The organism is Streptomyces sp. NPDC047049, from assembly GCF_040643995.1.
GTDB lineage: Bacteria > Actinomycetota > Actinomycetes > Streptomycetales > Streptomycetaceae > Streptomyces > Streptomyces mooreae.
Map to the genome: position 1 here is coordinate 15937 of NZ_JBEYVM010000001.1, position 18796 is coordinate 34732.

Consider the following 18796-nt stretch of genomic DNA (forward strand, 5'->3'; position numbering starts at 1 on the left):
GGATCGGTGGTCAGGAGGCCGTGGTCGGCGGGAAAGCGGCGGTCTCCGTCGTATGGAGGGTCAGCGCGCGGTCCGCGTCCAGGGTGATGCGGAAGTGCCGGCGCCAGGAGGCATCGTCCCGGTCCGGGTGGTCCTCGCGCCAATGGCAGCCGCGGGTCTCCGTACGGCGCTGTGCCGCGGCGACCAGCACCCGGGCGACGCACAGGAGGTTGGTGGCCTCCCAGGCCTCCACGCCGGGCTCGGGGGACTTGTGGGTGGTGCCGGCGCTCGCCTCCGTCGCCTCGCGGTGGAGGCGGTCCAGTTCGGCGGCGGCGTGGGCGAGGCTCCCGGCGCTGCGCAGCACGCCGGCGCCGGCGGTCATGATCCGCTGCACGGCGGTACGGGTTTCGGGGGCGAGGAGGGGGAGGGTGGTGCGCGGTGCGGATGCCGGGGCGGGATGCGTGGCGGGCGCCGGGGTGAGCGCCGGATCGGGGTGCGTGGCGGACGCCGGCGCGGGGCCTTCGGCGATATCGGCGGCGATCCGCTCCGCGAAGACCAGGCCCTCCAGGAGGGAGTTGGAGGCGAGCCGGTTGGCGCCGTGGACGCCGGTGCAGGCGACCTCGCCGCAGGCGTAGAGCCCCGGGACCGTGGTGCGTCCGCGCAGGTCGGTGCGTACGCCGCCGGAGGCGTAGTGCGCGGCCGGGGCGACCGGTATCGGCTCGGTGACCGGGTCGATGCCGTGGCTGCGGCAGGCGGCGAGGATGGTCGGGAAACGGGTCTCCCACATCTGCGCGCCGAAGTGCCGGCCGTCCAAATACATGTGCTCGACGCCCTGTTCGTGCGCCCGGCGCATGATCGCCTTGGCGACGATGTCGCGCGGCGCCAGCTCGGCGAGTTCATGCTGCCCGACCATGAAGCGGGTGCCGTCGGCGTCGACGAGGTGTGCGCCCTCGCCCCGTACGGCCTCGGAGATCAGCGGCTGCTGGCCTTCCGCGTCCGGCCCCAAATAGAGGGGGGTGGGGTGGAATTGGACGAATTCCAGGTCGGAGACCTCCGCGCCGGCGCGCAGCGCCAGGGCCACCCCGTCGCCGGTGGAGACCGCCGGGTTGGTGGTCGCGGAGAAGACCTGGCCCATGCCCCCGGTGGCGAGCACCACCGCCGGGGCGCGTACGGCGCCGACGCCGTCGTGCTGGCCCTCCCCCATGACGTGCAGGGTGACGCCGGACGTGTGGCCGTCGGCGTCCGTGAGCAGGTCGAGGACGAGTGCGTTCTCGATGGTGCGCAGCCCGGCGGCGCGGACCGCCTCGACGAGCGCGCGGGAGATCTCGGCCCCGGTGGCGTCACCGCCGGCGTGCGCGATACGGCGGCGGTGGTGGCCGCCTTCGCGGGTGAGCGCTATCTCGTCGCTGTCCGGCGCGGTGTCGAAGCGGGCGCCGGTGCGGATCAGCCGGTGGACGGCGTCCGGGCCCTCGGTGACCAGGGTCCGTACGGCCGCCTCGTCGCACAGTCCGGCGCCTGCCACGAGAGTGTCGGCCAGATGCTGCTCGGGGGTGTCGCCGTCGCCCAGAGCCGCCGCGATTCCGCCCTGCGCCCAGCGCGTGGAGCCGTCGTCCAGGCGGGCCTTGGTGACGACGACGGTACGGCGGCCGGCCGCGGCGCAGCGCAGCGCGGCGGTCAGCCCCGCCACTCCCGAGCCCACGACCACGACGTCCGCTTCGATGGACCAGCCGGGGGCGGGGGCCTTCAGGCGTATGCCGGTGCCTGATACGGGGCCGGGGCCTGCCCCGCTGTCGGGTCCGGTGCCAGTTCCGGTACCTGTTCCGGTGGCGGTCATCGGGTCGCTCCGAGGGGGCCTTGGGGGGTGGGGGGTGTGACGGGTGCGGCGGGTGCGGCGGGTTCGGCGGTATTGGCCGCGTCCGTGGTGGCGCCGTCGTCCCTGGTGGCGGCACTACGGTGAGCGGCCGTTGCCTCCGGGCGTCCGGCTCCGAAGACGAGACGGATGTTGTCGATGAGCCGCGTGCTGCCGACCTTGGCGGCGACCGCGAGGATGGCCTCGCCCTCGTAGGCATCGGGGATCTCGGTGAAATCGGACGGGTCGACCAGAGCCAGGTAGTCCAGTGTGAGCGGCGGGTCGAGCCGGGCGGCGTCCTCCAGCACCGCGCGCGCCGCGGCGCGCGCCACGGAGGGGCCGTGCAGGGGGCCTGCGGCGGCGTAGGCGACGGCGTGCGCGTCGGCGGCCGCCCGGTCCTCACCGAGAGCGGCCAGGGCGGCGGAACGGTGCTGGGCCGCGTGGCCCACGGAGGCGGCGCGGACCCGCAGCGCCTCCTCTGCTGCGAGCCGGTCGCGGGCCGCGAACAGCGCCGCCGACAGCGCGAGCGCGGTGCTCCGCTCCGGGGCCGAGAGGTAGCGGTTGCGGCTGGAGAGGGCGAGGCCGTCCTCCTCGCGCACCGTGGGGACGCCGATGATCTCGACGGGGAAGTTGAGGTCGGCGGCCATCCGGGTGATGACCGCGAGCTGCTGGGCGTCCTTCTGGCCGTAGAAGGCGAGGTCCGGCGCGGTCAGGTGCAGCAGCTTGGCGACCACGGTCAGTACGCCGTCGAAGTGGCCGGGGCGGCTGGCGCCCTCCAGGAGGGTGCCCATGGGGCCCGCGGCGATCCGGATCTGCGGTTCTCCGCCGGGATAGACCTCGTCGACGGACGGGGCGAAGACCGCGTCCGCGCCGGCCGCTGCGGCCAGCTCGACATCCGCGTCAAGGGTGCGCGGATAGCGGTCCAGGTCTTCCCCGGCGCCGAACTGCAGCGGGTTGACGAAGACCGTGACGACGACCTGGCCTCCGGGACCGACCCGGCGACGGGCGGCGCGGATCAAGGTGGCGTGGCCCTCGTGCAGCGCGCCCATGGTCATGACGACGGCGCGCGCTCCGGCGCGGCGGGGCACGTCACGCAGGGCGGCGGCGGTGTGGACGAGGTGAACGGGGTGGCCGGCGTCCACGGGCGGGGCGGGGTGGCCGGCGTCGCCGGGCGAGGCGGAGTGGGCGGCGTCGGCGGGGCGGGCCCGGCCCCTGTCCATGGGCTGCTCCGGGTCCGGAATCTGCGGCGCGGCGGTCATCGGTCGCCTTCCTCGGGGCCGTGGTCGGGGGCGTCAGGGCCTTGGGCGAGCACGTCGAGGAGGTCCGCGGCCAGTTCCGGCTTCAGCAGGCCGTGGTCCAGGGCCCGGTCCGCGGTCGTACGGGCCATGGCGACGTACCCGGCAACGGTCTGTGGCGCATGCCGGCGCAGCTCCGCGATATGGGCGGCGACCGTGCCGGCGTCCCCCCGGGCGACCGGGCCGGTCAGCGCCGCGTCACCGGAGCGCAGCGCATTGTCCAGGGCGGCGCCGAGCAGCGGCCCCAGCATCCGGTCCGGTGCCTGCACACCCGCGTCGTGCAGCAGCTCCATCGACTGGGCCACCAGCGTGACCAGGTGGTTCGCGCCGATGGCGAGCGCCGCGTGGTAGAGCGGACGCGCCGATTCCGTGATCCACTCGGGCTCCCCGCCCATCTCGATGACCAGCGCCTCGGCGGCCATCCGCAGCTCGTCGGGCGAGGTCACCCCGAACGAGCAGCCGGCCAGCCGCTGGACGTCCACGGAGGTGCCGGTGAACGTCATGGCCGGATGCAGGGCGAGGGGCAGGGCGCCGGCCCGGGTGGCCGGGTCCAGCACCGCGGTTCCGTACCGGCCCGAGGTGTGCACCAGCAGCTGGCCGGGCCGTACGGCGCCGGTCTCGGCGAGGCCGCTCACCAGGTCGGCCAGGGCGTCGTCGGGGACGGTCAGCAGCACGAGGTCGGCGCGGGCCAGCACCTCGGCCGGGGTGACCAGCGGGACGTCGGGCAGCAGCTCGGCGGCGCGCCGTACGGAGGCGTCGGAGACGCCCGACACGGCAACCGGACGGTGCCCTGCGAGCTGCAGCGAAGCGGCGAGGGCGGGCCCGACACGGCCCGCGCCGACGACTCCGACGGTCAGCCGGGCGGGGCGGTCCTGGGCCTCGGTGGGTGGCATTGCATTCACGCGGCGATGGCCTTCCGTTCCAGTCCGCGGGGGGTACCGGACGATTCCTCGCCATGCTACGCGAGTGTTTCCGGCGGCCCTCAGAGCTGTAGGGAAGGTGAGACGGGGGTCTCTCACGAGGTTATCCACAGGGGTCGCGGCTTCGCGCGGGTCTGAGCGATGCTCGGTGCAGTGCCCGCGCGGAGGAGTGGCCAAGGCGTGGCGGAGGCATGGCCGCAGCCGGCCGCGGGCCGGGAGAGAAACAGCAGCCAGGGGGGCGTATGGAACACATGAGGCACAAGACGGAAGCGGGCGCGGGCGGCACGAGCGCGGACAGCACGGGCTCGGGCATCACGAGCCCGGGCACCACGGCACCGGGCGTCACGAGTGGCGCTCCCGGCGAGGAGGAGACCGCACCGGCCGGGCTTGCGCGAAGGCTGGCCGCCTTCCGCGGCGCGGAGCGGATGCTGACGGGGAACGCTTCCCTGGAGACGGTCCGCGAGCGGCTGGACCGCCTGGTGGCCGAAGCTCCGGCCGGCTACGACCTGGACAGCCGTCCCGACTTCTACGGCGACGAGGACAGCATCGTCGGCGAGCTGGAACGCCGGACCGCCGACGCCCTGGGGACCGAGGCCGCCGCCTTCTTCCCGAGCGGCACTATGGCCCAGCAGGTGGCGCTGCGCTGCTGGGCCGGGCGTACGGGCAACGCCACGGTCGCCGGACATCCGCTGTCGCATCTGGAGATGCATGAGCGCGATGCCTACGCGGTGGTCAGCGGGCTGCGCATGGTGCATCCGACGGACGCGCCACGGCTGCCGACCGCCGCGGAGGTGTCCGGCCTGGCTGAGCCCTTCGGGGCCCTTGCGCTCGAACTGCCGCTCCGCGATGCCGGATTCGTCCTGCCGTCGTGGGACGAGCTGACCGCGGCGGTGGCGGCGGCCCGGGAGCGGGATGCGGTGGTGCACTTCGACGGCGCGCGGCTGTGGGAGTGCGGCCCGCACTTCGGCCGTACGCTCCCGGAGATCGCGGCCCTCGCGGACAGCGTGTATGTCTCCTTCTACAAGACGCTGGGCGGGATATCGGGCGCCGCGCTCGCGGGCAGCGAGGACTTCATCGAGGAGGCGCGGACCTGGCGGCACCGGTACGGCGGCCGGCTCTTCCAGCAGTGGCCGGCCGCGCTGGCCGCCCTGACCGGCCTGGACCGTGAGCTGCCGCGCCTGCCGGAGTACGTGGCCCAGGCAAAGGTCGTGGCCCGCGCGCTGGGCGAGGGCCTGGACGGGGCCGGTGTCCCATGGTTCAGGGTGCACCCGGAGGTGCCGCACACCCATCAGTTCCAGGTGTGGCTGCCGCACCCGCCCGCGCTGCTCGACGAGGCCGTCGTACGCCAGGCGGAGAAGACCGGGACGGCGCTGTTCCAGAGGTGGTTCGAGCCGGCCCCGGGCGGACCGCCCGGGGTGGCGCTGACCGAGGTGACCGTTGCCGCCTCCGCCCTGGGCTGGACGGCAGGTGAGGTGCGGGCGGCCGTCAGGGAGTTCGTGGGGTTCGTGGGCCGGGCCGGGGGGTGAGGCGGCGCAGCCAGGCCGTGAGGCCCGGCAGCCCGCCCCGCCGGACGCGTCCCCGAAGGCGGCTGCCGGGGTCCGTGACGACGGCCTGGAAGCGGCGCCACTGCTGGATTTCGCGCGCGGTGCGGACGGTGTGGGCGCCCGGGGCGGGTGGGGCTGCTTCACCTCGCCGGGCGGCCCGGTAGGTGTCGAGGAGGTGCTGCTGAGCGGCGTTCATGTCCTTCACTGTGGGGCGGCCCCGGGGCCGGTGGCCCGTCGATTGACGGGAGCCGTCAATCGACGTCCGTGCAGGTGGTGGCCTCGCGCATGATGGGCGCATGGCCAACGTCATCGACATCACCGGGCTGCCGCCGGAGCGCGTCGTCTTCTCCCCCTCGCCGCTGGCGGAGCTGGGCGCCGCGCTGCATGCGCTCTCCGAGCCGGGCCACCACCCCGGGCTGCACGGCTGGGTCACCGCCACCAACGCGGCGCTGAAGACCGACCTGGCCGACCGGCTGTGCGAGGCGGACTTCCTGTGGCGCTCCTCCCGTGCCGACATCCTGCTGCCGGCCCGTCCCGGGGCGACCCTGGCCGCGGAGCTGGACGAGCTGGACACGATCGACGACGAGCGGTTCGTGGCCGCCGCGTTCGAGATCACCTGCTCGGCGAGCTACACCTCCCCCACACCCTCGCCCCTCGTCGATGCGGGCGAGCGGGCGCGGGTACGGGAGATGGCCGCCGCGCGCGGTCCGCGGCAGGCGGCCTTCACCGACCGGATGCTCACCGACCCCGACGGCCTGCGGGTATGGCTGCGCCGCCTGTTCGAGGACTGCGAGGAGGCGTTCTTCGGGGACATCTGGCGGCGGGTGGGCATCCAGCTGGCGGCGGACGCCCGGCACAAGACCGAACTGCTGCGCCACAAGGGCCTGGCCGAGACGCTGTCCGCGACGTCGAAGGCGCTGTCCCTGGAGAGTGCGCAGGACGGCAGTGGCGGTAGCCGCATCCTGGTGGACAAGCTGGCCCGGGGGCGTACGACGGCCTTCGCCAGGCCCGAGGATCCGGGCGTCACCTTCCTGCCGACGTCGTTCGGCTGGCCGCATCTGGTGTTCGGACACGCCCCGGGCTGGCGCCCCGTGCTCCAGTACCCGGTCGCCGACCGGGAGTTGCCGGCGCCGGCCGCGCTGGAACTCGTCCAGCAGCGGCTGGAGGCGCTGGCCCACCCGATGCGGATGCAGCTGTGCCGGACGCTGTCACGGGGGCCGCACACGACGGGAGAGCTGGCGCACGCGTTCGGGATCACCTCGCCGGAGGTCTCGCGGCATATCGCCACTCTGAAGAAGGCCGGGCTGATCCAGACGCGGCGTCGCGGGCGCTATGTGCTGCACCAGCTGGACCTCCAGTTGGTGGCCCGGCTGGGCAGCGACTTCCTTGAAGGCGTGCTGCGTTGACGACGGTCCGTCCGCAGGAGGGCAGGGCCCGCTGAGGCTCCTGCCACACTTCCGCGCCGCGCGCTCCTGCCACGCTCCCCAGCCGCGCGGTCCTGCCACGCTCCCCAGCCGCGCGTTTTTGCTACGCCCCCGCTCCCCCCGCCCGCACCAGCCCCGTCTCATAGGCGAGTACCACCGCCTGGACCCGGTCCCGCAGGCCCAACTTGGCGAGGATGCGCCCCACATGGGTTTTGACGGTGGCCTCCGAGAGCACCAGCCGCGCCGCGATCTCGCCGTTGGACAGGCCCTGGGCGACCAGCAGCAGCACCTCCCGCTCGCGATCCGTCAGCCGCTCCAGCTCGGGCCGGGCCGGCTCGGCGGAGGTGGCGGGCAGCATGGGGGTGAAGCGGTCGAGGAGCCGGCGGGTGGTGGACGGGGCGACGACCGCGTCGCCGCTCTCCACCGCCCGGATCGCGGCGAGCAGGTCACCGGGCGGAACGTCCTTGAGCATAAATCCGCTGGCCCCGGCCTTCAGCGCGGAGAAGGCGTATTCGTCGAGGTCGAAGGTGGTCAGGATGAGGACCTTCGGCGCCCCCTCCTTCTGCCCGCCCTCGCAGATCCGGCGGGTGGCCTCCACGCCGTCCAGATGCGGCATCCGTACGTCCATAAGGATCACGTCGACCTGGGTGGCGCGCAGCACCTCCAGGGCTTCCACGCCGTTCCCTGCCTCCGCGACGACCTCCATGTCGGGCTGTGCGGCCAGCACCATCCGGAAACCGGTGCGCAGCAGCACCTGGTCGTCGACGAGCATCACACGGATGGTCATGGGCAGGGGGTCCTTTCGGGCAGGAATGGGGCCGAGCGTACGGGGTGAAGTGCGGCGGGCCGGATGCCCGGGTGAGCGTCGCCGGGCCGGCCGGCCGCGGCAACCGGCCCGGTCATCCCGCTCACCGCACCGGTTTGAGCGGCAGGACGGCGCTGACCCGGAAGCCGCCCCCCGGCCGCGGTCCGGCAGCCAGGGTGCCGCCGACCATGCCGACCCGCTCGCGCATCCCGATCAGGCCGTGGCCGAGGCCGTCCGCCCCGCCCTCTTCGTAGAGCTCGCGCTGTGCGCCCCGGCCGTCGTCCTCGATGAGCAGATCAAGATCGTCGTCCTGGTAGGAGAGACGGACGGTCGCGCCGACGGAGGGGCCGCCGTGTTTGCGGGTGTTGGTGAGTGCTTCCTGGACGATGCGGTAGGCGGTGAGTTCGACGCTGCTGGGCAGCTCCCGCGGCTCGCCCTCGACCTGGAAGTCGACCGGCAGCCCCGCGCCGCGGACCTGCTCCATGAGGTCGCTGAGCTGGTCCACGCCCGGCTGGGGGACGTATTCGCCGCCCTCGGGCTGTTCGCCGGTGCGCAGGACGCCCAGCAGCCGGCGCATCTCGGCCAGCGCCTGGCGTCCGGTGCCGGAGATCGTCTCCAGGGCCTGCCGGGTCTGCTCGGGCGCGGCATCGAGGACGTATGCGGCGCCGTCGGCCTGGACGACCATAACCGAGACGTTGTGGGCGACGACATCGTGGAGTTCCCGGGCGATACGGGCGCGCTCGGCCGCCACCGCGATCCGGGACTGTGCCTCGCGCTCCTTCTCCAGCCGGGCGGCCTTCTCCTCCAGTTGCGCCCAGTAGGCGCGGCGGGTGCGCATGGAGTCGCCGAGCACCCAGGCCAGGACGAAGGGCACGGTGAACAGCACGGTGCCGAACAGGCTCTGCCATATCGTCCGCCCGCCGAACGCGTCATTGAAGCGAATGGTGGAGAGGGCGGGACCGACGAGGGCGCCGGCGAGGGCGCAGCGGGAGGCCCAGCGGGGGACGGCGGGCGCCGACGCGACGGTGTAGGCGATCACGAACATCGCGAAGTCGGCGGGAACGATCTGGACACCGGTGATCAGCTGGCCGACGCCGATGGCCGCCGTCAGCAGCAGCATGTTGACCGGGGCCTTGCGGCGCAGCGCGAGGACGAGGCACAGGCCGACCGAGAAGATCACGCCGAAGATCTGGTGGCTGCCCTCCTCGGTCCTTGCCCACAGGGCGCTGAACCCGAGCAGGGGGACGGTCCAGAAGGTGTCCACTCCCGTCGGGTGCCTGCGGAGGAAGTCATAGAGGCGCTGCACGTAACCCAGCGTAGGCACCGCGCATACGTGTACGAGTCAACCGGAGGAGCGATCCTGCGCGCCGGGCCTACTCCCCAAGGTGGAGACTCCCTGCGCCGTATGTGCGGGAAGGGGGGACGGCCCGCGTACCACCCCGTCCGCGCGGGGCGCCGCCCGCCCGTACCGTGGGGCGGGTGACGAACGAGTGGTGCGGGTGGCGCGAGGCCACGGAACGGGCGCTGTACGGCCCCGGTGACGGCTTCTACACGCGCCCCGGGGGCCCCGGCCCGGCCGGGCATTTCCGTACCTCCGTGCACGCCTCCCCCCTGTACGCCGAAGCCGTCGCCACCCTCCTGTGCCGGGTGGACACCGCGCTGGGCCGTCCGGACGAGCTGGCGCTGGTCGATGTGGGCGCGGGGCGCGGCGAGCTGCTGACCGGTGTGCTGGCCGCGCTGCCCGACGAGGTGGCCGCGCGGCTGCGTCCGTGCGCGGTCGAGCGCGCCGCGCGCCCCCGGGGCCTCGACCCGCGGATCGCCTGGCGCGGCGAGCTGCCCGCCCCGGGCTCGGTCACCGGCATGCTGTTCGCGAACGAATGGCTCGACAATGTGCCGGTGGACGTCGTCGAGACGGACGCGGACGGGGTGCCGCGCCGGGTCCTCGTACGCGCCGACGGCACGGAGCGGCTGGGCGATCCTGTGGACGGCGCGGACGCACAGTGGCTGGGCCGGTGGTGGGCGCTCCCGCCCGCGGGCGGCGCCGTGAACGCCCCGGATGCCGCCTCCCCCGGGCTGCGTGCCGAGATCGGCCGGCCCCGGGACGAGGCCTGGGCGCAGGCCGTCCGTACGCTGCGCGCCGGGCTCGCGGTCGCCGTCGACTATGCGCACGAGCGGGACGGCCGGCCGCTCTTCGGCACGCTCACCGGCTTCCGCGACGGCCGCGAGGTGGCGCCCGTACCGGACGGGAGCTGCGACATCACGGCGCATGTGGCGCTGGACGCCTGCGCCGGGCCGTCGGCGCAGCGGCTCACCCAGCGCGCGGCGCTGCGCGCCCTGGGGGTGGACGGCCGCCGTCCGCCGCTGGCCATGGCCGCCACCGACCCCGCCGGCTACGTACGGGCCCTGAGCGCGTCCGGGGCCGCGGCGGAGCTGACCGATCCGGCGGGCCTCGGCGGCTTCGGCTGGCTACTGGAGCCGGTGGGCGGGGCGTGCGCGGGCCTGCTCGGGCCGGCGGACGCCGCCTGAGGGCCAGGGCGGCTCCCGCGCCGGGGTGCTGCAAGACTGTTCCCATGACGGAGACGACGGTCGGCATCGGCGGCGCGGCGGAGAGCACCGACATGGTGCTGAACATCGGCCCGCAGCATCCCTCGACGCACGGCGTGCTGCGGCTGCGCCTCGTCCTGGACGGCGAGCGCATCCAGCACGCCGAACCGGTGATCGGCTATATGCACCGCGGCGCCGAAAAGCTCTTCGAGGCACGCGACTACCGCCAGATCATCATGCTCGCCAACCGGCACGACTGGCTGTCGGCGTTCTCCAACGAGCTGGGCGTGGTGCTGGCCGTCGAGCGGATGCTCGGCATGGAGGTGCCGGAGCGCGCCGTATGGCTGCGGACGCTGCTCGCCGAGCTGAACCGGGTGCTGAATCACCTGATGTTCCTGGGCTCGTACCCCCTGGAGCTCGGCGGGATCACCCCCGTCTTCCACGCCTTCCGCGAGCGGGAAGAGCTCCAGTCCGTGATGGAGGAGATCTCCGGCGGCCGGATGCACTACATGTTCAACCGCGTCGGCGGCCTCAAGGAGGACCTGCCGGCGGGCTGGCTCGGCCGGGCCCGGCACGCCGTCGCCGAGGTGCGCTCCCGGATGGACGTCTTCGACAACCTGGTCCTGGGCAACGAGATCTTCCGCGGCCGGACCCGCGGGGTCGGGGTGCTCGCGCCGGAGACGGTGCACGGCTACGGCGTCTCCGGGCCGATCGCGCGGGCGTCCGGTGTGGACTTCGACCTGCGGCGCGACGAGCCGTATCTGGCGTACGGGGAGCTGCAGTCCACGCTCAAGGTGGTCACCCGCGAGGAGGGCGACTGCCTGGCCCGCTTCGAATGCCTGCTGGAACAGAGCCACAACGCGCTCGATCTCGCCGATGCCTGCATGGACCGGATCGCACAGCTGCCGCCGGGGCCGGTCAATCAGCGGCTGCCGAAGGTGCTGAAGGCCCCCGAGGGCGCGACGTACGCCTGGACCGAGAACCCCCTCGGCATCAACGGCTACTACCTCGTCTCCAAGGGCGACAAGACCCCCTACCGCCTCAAGCTGCGCTCGGCGTCGTTCAACAACATCCAGGCGCTGGTGGAGCTGCTGCCGGGCACGCTGGTCGCCGACATGGTCGCCATTCTCGGCTCGTTCTTCTTCGTCGTCGGGGACATCGACAAGTAGCCGGGGGGCGCCTGTCCGCCCTGCTCGTCACGGCCGCCCTGCTCGTCACGGCTGCCCCGGCCTGCCGAAAGCCGCCCGGCCCCGGAGCCGGTGAACGCTCCGGGGCCGGGCGGCCGTCAGCTCGGGTTCAGGAGATGGCGCTGCGCAGGGCGCCGAAGTCGAACTGCTCGGTCTCGTCGTGCGCGGTCAGGTCGATGACCTCGCCGGTGCCCGCGGTCGTGGCGCCGTCGGTCCGCTCGTCCGGGCGCTCGCCGTCCGCCTGCTGTGCGTCGCGGGACTGCCCGGCGCGGGCGTTCCTGTCACGGGAGTTGCCGTCACGGGCGTGTGCGCCGTCCGCCGCGTCGTCCTCCGTGGACGGCTGCGGACGCGCGTCCGTACGGGCCGCGCGGGCCGTGCGGGCCCGTGCACGGGCCGACTGTTCGGCAAGCGCCTCGTCGCCGACGACATCCGCCAGGTCGTCCTCCAGCGGCGTGGTCACCTCCCGGGGGCCGGCCGGAGCGGTCGCGTTGCCGAAGAAGTCGAAGCCGCCCTGTGCGCGGGAGGTGGCGGGACGGGACGGGGCGAGGGCGGTGGCGGTGGCCGGGACCGGGCGGAGCGCGGGTCCGGAGGCGGCGGCCGTACGGGCTGGTGCGTCGCCCGTGCGCTGTGCGGCGGCCGCCGACGGGTTCCCCCGGCCCCTCTCACCGTCCTGGCCCTCCCCGGCATCACGCGCCGCGGGCGGCCCGGACGGGGTGGTCCCTTCGGCCCCGGAACCGGCGCCGTCCCGTGCCAGGCGTGCGGCCTTCTGGGCGGTGCGCTGCCGGGCGGCGTTGCGGGCCAGCTGACGCAGCGCCCGGTCGGCCTGGGCGAAGGTCGCGGTGGCGCGGGCCGGGGATGCGGCCGGGGCCTGGCCGTCGCCGTTCGCGGTGGGCCGGCGCCGGACGGGGACCGAAGCCGTCGAGGGCTGCCCTGCGCGGACGAAGTCGAGCGCGCGGGGCAGAGCGGCGGCGGCCGGCAGCGCCTTGGCCGGGGCGGCGGCCTCGATGGCGAGCAGCCGGCGGCCCTCCAGAGCGCTGGCCCGTTCGGTCTCGGCGGTGGCGTAACGGCGCAGCAGGGCGGCGTGTTCGCTGCGCAGCCGGGCCAACTCGGCGCGCTTGGAACGGAGTTTGGCTTCCGTGGCGGCGCGGCCCTCGCGGGCTTCCTCCAGATCCGTTTCGAGCTCGGCTATCCGCTCCTCGGTGCGCCACTCGTCGCGCACCCGGGCGCGGTCCAGTTCGGCGACCCGTCGGCCGGCCGTACGATCCCAGGTCCGCAGAAGGACGGCGCCGGTGAGGGCGGCGGCCGCCGCACCCGCGGCGAGCACCCGTTGCACCAGATCGTCGCCGGTGAACCACGCACCCGCGGCGCAGGCTATTGACGCACCGGCGACCGTCGCGGGAGGAAGCAGCCGGTGGAGGGGTGGTGATTGGCGGTGGCGTCCTCGTGGCATGGCCAGAAACTTACCGTGCGTGCGGGATCTATGGGGCCTCACACACCAATCCGTTTCCCGCTGGTTACTTCGTGACCAGTCCCCCGGACTCCGCACAAGCCCGTGCAACATCCGCGGGGTTGAGCCGTTCGGCATCGACGGTGCGGTTCGAGGTGATCAGGGAGAAATACCAGCCGGAGGCGACGAGCTGCGCCTTGGTGCCGTTCTTCTTCTTGGTGCCGTTCTTCTTCGCGTCGAGAAATTCGGCGGGGGGCGGAGGCGTATTCCGTGCCCCATCCCTGAGGCCTCAAGCCACCCCGCCGGCCGCACCGGCCTCACACCGACACATCGGCCCCGCCGTTCCCGTTGCCGTCGTCCTCCGGGAGCTTGCACACCCGCTCCAGGAAGATCGCCGCGGCGACCACCGCCACCCCGGCGGCCACCGACAGACCGGCGTAGATCGCCTGGTCCCGGCGCGGCACGGCATCGAGGCCGGTGGTCAGCAGAAATACGCCGACGCCGCCGTACAGCCCCGCGACCAGCGACGCCACCAGCGCGCTCGCCTGGCCGAAGACCACCGCACGGGCGGCCACCAGCGGATCGACGCCCTTGGCGCCCGGCCGGCGCTCGCGCTGTGCCCGCAGCCGCGCCCGGAGCGCGAGCGCGGTGGCGGCGAGCACCGCGGCGATCAGCGCCAGCACGATCGGCGCGGCCACCGGAACGCTGGGGAGGGTGCCGACGGAGTCCCACAGCCGGGCGCCTCCCCATGCCAGCACCCCGGCCGCCAGAAACAGCCCGACCAGCACCTTGATGTGTAGCTGCTTCACCGAGCGATCGCCCCTCGCGCCGTCATGACCATCCCTGCACGGCGACCATTCTTGCCGTTATGGCCGCCTTGTCCGTCCCGTACGCATGCATCCCGCAGGGAACCGACCCGCAACCCTAACGGCTACTCCGGCAGTCGCAGTTCCAGGTCCGCCCGCGGCGCCACCCCGTCGCGGCCGACGGCCGACAGCAGCGCGGCCACCGGACCGTGCCCCGGGACCTCCGCCTCCGGGTCGATGTCGTGCCAGGGCGCCAGCACGAACGCCCGCTCATGGGCGCGCGGGTGCGGCAGCGTCAGCCGCGGGTCGTCGGAGAGCACATCCTGGTACGCCACGATGTCGACGTCGATCGTGCGCGGACCCCACTGCTCGTCGCGGACCCGCTCGAAGGCCTCCTCGATGGCGTGCCCGCGCTCCAGGAGGGAGGCCGGCGGCAGCGTCGTCTTGATCAGCACCACGGCGTTGAAGTACGTCGGCTGGGAACCCGGGGCCACACCCCACGGCTCGGTCTCGTAGACCGGTGAGACCGCCTTGACCCGCAGCCCGGGGGTGTCCTCCAGCGCGTCGACGGCGCCCTGCAGCGTCTCCAGGCGGTTGCCGAGGTTGCTGCCGAGCGAGATCACCGCGCGTTTGGGGTTGGAGAGCGTCACATCCGCGGCGTCCACCTGCTCCACGACGGAGGCGGGCACCGGCTGTACGGTCGGGTCACCGGGCTGGGGCCGCCGCACGGCGGTGCCCTCAGTGGTGGTGGTCGGCTGACGGGCGGAATTCATACTCGGCTCCGAGTGATGGTGATGGTCACGTCATCGAAGGGGACGGTGATGGGCGCGTCCGGCTTGTGCACCACCACCTCCACCTCCTGCACGCCCTCGTGCTTGAGGCACTGGCCGGCGATGCGCTCCGCCAGGGTCTCGATGAGGTCAACGGGCTCGCCCTGCACGACGGCCACCACCTCCTCGGCCACAACGCCGTAGTGCACGGTCTTCGCGAGATCGTCGGCGGCCGCTGCCGGGCGGGTGTCCAGGCCGAGCACCAGGTCGACGATGAAGGTCTGCCCTTCCTCGCGCTCCCGGGGAAACACCCCGTGGTGGCCCCGGGCCTTCAGCCCACGCAGCGCGACACGATCCACGCGAATCACTCCCACTGGTCCACGGGCACCTCTGGCGCCACTGTTCATCGGATTCCGGGCAGCCGCCGGAGCGATCCGGCAACACTGCCCCGGCGTCGAATCTACCTTCGAGGAACGACAGTCCTCGCCTACGGGGGCTATGGACAAGACCCCGTCCTGCTGCTAGAAGCCGCCCATCGGGACCGCATCCGGCAAACCGGGAGATCGTCCGCGCGGCCTCTTACCCCCCTGCCCACGCCCCACCCCTACCCGTGCCGCACTTGGCTCGAACGGGTGCGCCCTCGCCCGGATGGCTGACCCCCGCCACTGACGACGGGGCAGGGCGGCGCCCCGGACGCAAGGGCGGGCGGCATGGCGAGGCTCACACCTCCGTCCGCGGCCCCGGTCGCGTCCCCGGGGCGTACCGCCCCGGGCAGCGGGCTCAGAGGGCGTCCTCGTCGCCGTCGCCCCCGGCCTCGTCGTCCTCGTCCTCCTCGTCGCGGTCCGCCAGCACCGGCGAGCCGTGGTGCGACCACACCCGCCAGCCGTCCTCCGTACGCCGGAAGACATTGGTCGCCACGACCAGCTGGCCGATCAGCGGCCCCACCGAGCCGTCGTCCTCCGCGGGCCCGCCGCTGAGGATGTTCTCGGTGCAGGTCACCAGCGCGGTGTCACCGACGACATCGATCTCCACATCGGTGAGGAAGAACTGGATGTACTCGGTGTTCGCCATGATCAGGGCGTACGAGCGCAGCACCTCGCCGCGCCCCCGCAGCACCGGCCACCCGGGGTGGACCACACTCACCTGACCGTCCAGCCACAGCTCGGACAGCGCCTCGTGATCGCCGCGCTCGATGGTCTCGTACAGCGTGGTGTTCGCCTGCTCGACCAGCTCGATGTCCGTCCGTGGGCCCAAGCCGCTCACACCGTTCCCGTCGTGTTCGCCGTCGTGTCGCTCATCTCACCCGCACCGGCCGCACCGGCCGTTTCGCCACTCCGGTCCGCCGCCGCGTCCTCCACGGCACGGGCCACCCGTACCGCGTCCGCGCTCGCCCTGACCTCGTGCACCCGCACCGCCCAGGCCCCCTCTCGCGCCACGATCGCCGACACCGCCGCCGTCGCCGCGTCCCGCTCCCGGGCCGGCGGCGGGGCAGCTCCCTCGTTCCCTGCCAGCACCCTGCCCAGGAACCGTTTCCTCGATGCCGCCACCAGCAACGGACGGCCCAGCGTCCGCAGCCGCGCCAGCCCGGCGACCAGCGCGAGATCGTGCTCCGCCTGCTTGGCGAAGCCCAGGCCGGGGTCGATGACGATCCGGTCCGGGTCAATCCCGCCGGCCACCGCGCGCTCCATGCTCCGGGCGAGTTCGTCGACGACCTCGGCGACCACGTCCCCGTAGACGGCGCGGTTGTTCATGTCGATGGACTGGCCCCGCCAGTGCATCACCACGAACGGGACGTGGTGGGTGGCCACCGCGGACACCATCGCCGGGTCGGCGGCGCCTGCGCTGACGTCGTTGACCAGGCGCGCCCCGGCCTCCACGGCCTGTTCGGCGACCGAGGCGCGCATGGTGTCGACGGAGACCACGACACCGGCGGCGGCGAGCTCCCGGACGACCGGGACGACCCGGCGCAGCTCCTCGGCCTCGTCCACCCGCGCCGCGCCCGGCCGGGTCGACTCACCGCCCACGTCCACCATGTCGGCGCCCTGCGCCACCAGGTCGAGACCGTGTTTGACGGCGAGTTCGGTATCGAACCAGTCACCGCCGTCGGAGAACGAATCGGGCGTCACATTGACGACGCCCATCACCGCGCAGCGATCCCAGTCCGGCAGTCCGGCCACCCGGCCACGCAAGGTACTCATGGCACCAGCCTAGGCCGTGTGCCGACCGGCCGGATTGCTGCCGTCGGCTGCGGGGCCACCCGGACGGCGGCACCCTCCGGGCGACGCGGAACGCCTCCCTCCGGCGCCTGGTCCGGCAGCCGGTCAGGCCGCCCGCTCGACCGCGCCCGCCGCCCTGACCGGCTCCGGCGTGTGCACGCACGGCCGCGGCTCGGCGGGCTTCCTGCGCCGCAGTACGCGCGGCAGGCTCAGCTCCAGATAGCCCTCGGCCTGCAGCGCCGCCAGCCCGATCCGGGGGATGTCACGGCTGTTGCGGAAGACCACGAAACGGGGCTCCCAGCGAGGCCGGAACTTGTCGTTGAACTTGTACAGCGACTCGATCTGGTACCAGCGGGACAGGAAGACCAGCATGCCGCGCCAGATCCGGATCACCGGCCCCGCGCCCAGCTTCTCGCCGCGCTCCAGGGAGGAGCGGAAGACCGCGAAGTTCAGCGACACCTGCTTGATCTTGAGGTCCGGGGCGGCCTGCAGCGCGGCGACGATCAGCAGCTCGTTCATGCCGGGGTCGGCGCTGCGGTCGCGCCGCATCAGCTCCAGGGAGATGCCGCTGTCGCCCCACGGCACGTAGTGCTGCATCGCCTTCAGGTCCCCGTACGGGCCGGGCTCCTCGCCCTCGCCGGCCGCCAGATGCGCGGTGGCGATCACCGCGTCGCCGTCGGCCACCGCATCGATCCGGCCCAGCGCCATGGAGAAGCCGCGCTCGGTGTCGGTGTCCCGCCAGGCGTCCGCGGCCTGCTGGATCCGCGCCAGCTCTGCCGGGTCCAGATCGCGCACCCGGCGCACCCGGGTCTCGTAACCGTTGCGCTCGATGCGCTTGACCATCTGCCGTACGTTGCGCATCGCGCGGCCGGCGAGGGTGAAGTCGGCCACCTCCACGATCGCCTCGTCGCCGAGCTCCAGCGCGTCCATCCCGGTCTCCCGGGTCCACACCTGGCCTCCGGTCTCGCTGCAGCCGGTGACCGCCGGGGTCCAGGAGTGCGCCTTGGCCTCCGCCATGAAGCGCTCGATGGCGCCGGGCCAGGCCTCGACATCGCCTATCGGGTCGCCGCTGGCGAGCATCACACCGGAGATCACCCGGTAGCAGACCGCGGCCTTGCCGGTCGGGGAGAAGACCACGCCCTTGTCGCGGCGCAGCGCGAAGTAGCCGAGCGAGTCACGGGCGCCGTGCCGGGCGAGCAGTTCGCGCAGCTGCCGCTCGTCGTCGTCGGTCAGCCGGGCCGCCGGGTGCTCGGGGCGGAAGGCGAGGTAGGCGGTGGTGGCGACCGTCAGCAGGCCGAGTGCGCCGAGGGAGTAGCCGACGGTGTAGTCCACCTGCTGGGTGTAGCCGATCGGGCCCTCGAAGCCGCACAAACCCCACAGGACGTGCTGGACGCGGTCCCAGACGGAGGGCGAGCCGATGATCTTGCTGGGGTGGGAGCTGACGATGATCATGCCGATGCCGAAGGCGGCACCGCCGAGCACGACGAAGTTGGCCAGCGCCTTCCAGCGGCTGCGCGGGTCGGGCAGCGCCGCGAACTCCCTGCGGTGCCACACCAGGAACGCCAGCAGGGCCAGCGAGAGCACCGCGCCGAACACGGAGTGGCGGTAGACCAGCTGGGCGGCGATCCCCACCGGGAGCAGCGCCACGGCCGCTCCCCAGGCCCGCCGCTTACGCCGTTTGAGTCCGTGGGCCAAAAGGAGCAGCAGGATGCCCACGACGAGGGACGCGGCGGCCGCCAGCGGACTCACCGCGCCCGGCAGCACCTCCGCGAGGGCGTGCACCCGGCTGTGCCGGAACCGCGGGAACATCCCGGCGGCGAGGTTCAACAGGCCGACGACCACACCGGCCGTACCGACGCACCCCGGCACCGCTTCGGGCCGCGGACCGCGGAGCCAGCGTGGCGGACGCCACGCAACCTTCTCCGACTTTTCGCCATCTAGCCTGTCAGACATCACTTTCCCGTCGCCCCGGTCGAGAGAACGTGCGAGCCTTGTCGCAGCATCTGGACT

General features: G+C 73.5%; 17 protein-coding genes. 4 read left to right on the top strand and 13 right to left on the bottom strand.

The features are described from left to right. Positions 1-10: 10 nt before the first annotated feature. The 3 genes from ABZ851_RS00070 to ABZ851_RS00080 are packed head-to-tail and all read right to left on the bottom strand — an operon-like array spanning position 11 to position 4016. Complete coding sequence (locus ABZ851_RS00070) at positions 11-1813, bottom strand: L-aspartate oxidase (RefSeq protein WP_361119892.1); 1803 nt, start codon at positions 1811-1813, stop codon at positions 11-13. After that, positions 1810-3087, bottom strand: coding sequence for a pantoate--beta-alanine ligase (gene panC, locus ABZ851_RS00075; RefSeq protein ID WP_361119895.1), 1278 nt, complete (start codon positions 3085-3087; stop codon positions 1810-1812). The genes ABZ851_RS00070 and panC overlap by 4 nt, the downstream gene beginning before the upstream one ends. Continuing rightward, a complete protein-coding gene (locus ABZ851_RS00080; protein ID WP_361121728.1) occupies positions 3084-4016 on the bottom strand; it encodes a DUF2520 domain-containing protein in 933 nt (310 codons plus the stop codon). Before ABZ851_RS00080 ends, panC begins: the two co-directional genes overlap by 4 nt. Positions 4017-4468: 452 nt before the next feature. On the opposite strand from ABZ851_RS00080, the gene ABZ851_RS00085 reads away from it, so the two are divergent. Beyond that, positions 4469-5569 (top strand): beta-eliminating lyase-related protein, encoded by a 1101-nt coding sequence (locus ABZ851_RS00085; protein WP_361121731.1) that lies wholly within the window; start codon positions 4469-4471, stop codon positions 5567-5569. Here the strand turns inward: ABZ851_RS00085 and ABZ851_RS00090 are convergent. Further along, a complete protein-coding gene (locus tag ABZ851_RS00090) occupies positions 5529-5783 on the bottom strand; it encodes a hypothetical protein (protein ID WP_361119898.1) in 255 nt (84 codons plus the stop codon). The two genes, ABZ851_RS00085 and ABZ851_RS00090, sit on opposite strands and share 41 nt — an antisense overlap. A 100-nt stretch (positions 5784-5883) precedes the next feature. On the opposite strand from ABZ851_RS00090, the gene ABZ851_RS00095 reads away from it, so the two are divergent. Beyond that, positions 5884-6993, top strand: a complete 1110-nt coding sequence (locus ABZ851_RS00095; RefSeq protein ID WP_361119900.1) for a DUF5937 family protein — start codon at positions 5884-5886, stop codon at positions 6991-6993. A gap of 121 nt (positions 6994-7114) precedes the next feature. On the opposite strand, the gene ABZ851_RS00100 is transcribed toward ABZ851_RS00095, so the two are convergent. Together ABZ851_RS00100 and ABZ851_RS00105 are read right to left on the bottom strand one after the other, a co-directional pair. Next, positions 7115-7798, bottom strand: a complete 684-nt coding sequence (locus ABZ851_RS00100) for a response regulator transcription factor (RefSeq protein ID WP_361119903.1) — start codon at positions 7796-7798, stop codon at positions 7115-7117. Positions 7799-7919: 121 nt separating this feature from the next. Then, complete coding sequence (locus ABZ851_RS00105; RefSeq protein WP_361119906.1) at positions 7920-9122, bottom strand: sensor histidine kinase; 1203 nt, start codon at positions 9120-9122, stop codon at positions 7920-7922. 173 nt (positions 9123-9295) lie between these two features. Here ABZ851_RS00105 and ABZ851_RS00110 point away from each other — a divergent pair, with 173 nt between their 5' ends. Both ABZ851_RS00110 and ABZ851_RS00115 read left to right on the top strand, forming a co-directional pair. Further along, on the top strand, positions 9296-10342 hold the full coding sequence (locus ABZ851_RS00110; protein WP_361119909.1) for an SAM-dependent methyltransferase: 1047 nt from the start codon (positions 9296-9298) through the stop codon (positions 10340-10342). Positions 10343-10386: 44 nt separating this feature from the next. Next, positions 10387-11529: an NADH-quinone oxidoreductase subunit D gene (locus tag ABZ851_RS00115; RefSeq protein ID WP_088799198.1), complete on the top strand. Its 1143-nt coding sequence runs from the start codon at positions 10387-10389 to the stop codon at positions 11527-11529. Between the two features lie 127 nt (positions 11530-11656). On the opposite strand, the gene ABZ851_RS00120 is transcribed toward ABZ851_RS00115, so the two are convergent. The 7 genes from ABZ851_RS00120 to ABZ851_RS00150 form a co-directional block, all read right to left on the bottom strand. Continuing rightward, a complete protein-coding gene (locus ABZ851_RS00120; protein WP_361119913.1) occupies positions 11657-12997 on the bottom strand; it encodes a hypothetical protein in 1341 nt (446 codons plus the stop codon). 314 nt (positions 12998-13311) lie between these two features. Next, positions 13312-13803, bottom strand: a complete 492-nt coding sequence (locus ABZ851_RS00125; protein WP_361119916.1) for a DUF3180 domain-containing protein — start codon at positions 13801-13803, stop codon at positions 13312-13314. A 122-nt stretch (positions 13804-13925) separates the two neighbouring features. Next, on the bottom strand, positions 13926-14573 hold the full coding sequence (gene folK, locus ABZ851_RS00130; protein WP_336054354.1) for a 2-amino-4-hydroxy-6-hydroxymethyldihydropteridine diphosphokinase: 648 nt from the start codon (positions 14571-14573) through the stop codon (positions 13926-13928). Next, positions 14570-14929, bottom strand: a complete 360-nt coding sequence (gene folB, locus ABZ851_RS00135; protein ID WP_088799195.1) for a dihydroneopterin aldolase — start codon at positions 14927-14929, stop codon at positions 14570-14572. The genes folK and folB overlap by 4 nt, the downstream gene beginning before the upstream one ends. Positions 14930-15350: 421 nt before the next feature. Then, on the bottom strand, positions 15351-15824 hold the full coding sequence (locus ABZ851_RS00140; RefSeq protein ID WP_088802230.1) for a nuclear transport factor 2 family protein: 474 nt from the start codon (positions 15822-15824) through the stop codon (positions 15351-15353). 5 nt (positions 15825-15829) lie between these two features. After that, positions 15830-16768: a dihydropteroate synthase gene (folP, locus tag ABZ851_RS00145; RefSeq protein ID WP_361119921.1), complete on the bottom strand. Its 939-nt coding sequence runs from the start codon at positions 16766-16768 to the stop codon at positions 15830-15832. Positions 16769-16891: 123 nt separating this feature from the next. Next, positions 16892-18739, bottom strand: coding sequence for a phosphatidylglycerol lysyltransferase domain-containing protein (locus ABZ851_RS00150; protein WP_361119924.1), 1848 nt, complete (start codon positions 18737-18739; stop codon positions 16892-16894). Positions 18740-18796 lie beyond the last annotated feature (57 nt).

Bases quoted from the DNA above. Each gene is read 5' to 3' on its own strand.
- ABZ851_RS00080 (WP_361121728.1), bottom strand. From the start codon at position 4,016: ATGCCACCCACCGAGGCCCAGGACCGCCCCGCCCGGCTGACCGTCGGA.
- folP (WP_361119921.1), bottom strand. From the start codon at position 16,768: ATGAGTACCTTGCGTGGCCGGGTGGCCGGACTGCCGGACTGGGATCGC.
- ABZ851_RS00070 (WP_361119892.1), bottom strand. From the start codon at position 1,813: ATGACCGCCACCGGAACAGGTACCGGAACTGGCACCGGACCCGACAGC.
- ABZ851_RS00085 (WP_361121731.1), top strand. From the start codon at position 4,469: ATGCTGACGGGGAACGCTTCCCTGGAGACGGTCCGCGAGCGGCTGGAC.
- ABZ851_RS00115 (WP_088799198.1), top strand. From the start codon at position 10,387: ATGACGGAGACGACGGTCGGCATCGGCGGCGCGGCGGAGAGCACCGAC.
- ABZ851_RS00120 (WP_361119913.1), bottom strand. From the start codon at position 12,997: ATGCCACGAGGACGCCACCGCCAATCACCACCCCTCCACCGGCTGCTT.
- folK (WP_336054354.1), bottom strand. From the start codon at position 14,573: ATGAATTCCGCCCGTCAGCCGACCACCACCACTGAGGGCACCGCCGTG.
- panC (WP_361119895.1), bottom strand. From the start codon at position 3,087: ATGACCGCCGCGCCGCAGATTCCGGACCCGGAGCAGCCCATGGACAGG.
- ABZ851_RS00100 (WP_361119903.1), bottom strand. From the start codon at position 7,798: ATGACCATCCGTGTGATGCTCGTCGACGACCAGGTGCTGCTGCGCACC.
- ABZ851_RS00150 (WP_361119924.1), bottom strand. From the start codon at position 18,739: ATGTCTGACAGGCTAGATGGCGAAAAGTCGGAGAAGGTTGCGTGGCGT.
- ABZ851_RS00090 (WP_361119898.1), bottom strand. From the start codon at position 5,783: ATGAACGCCGCTCAGCAGCACCTCCTCGACACCTACCGGGCCGCCCGG.
- ABZ851_RS00095 (WP_361119900.1), top strand. From the start codon at position 5,884: ATGGCCAACGTCATCGACATCACCGGGCTGCCGCCGGAGCGCGTCGTC.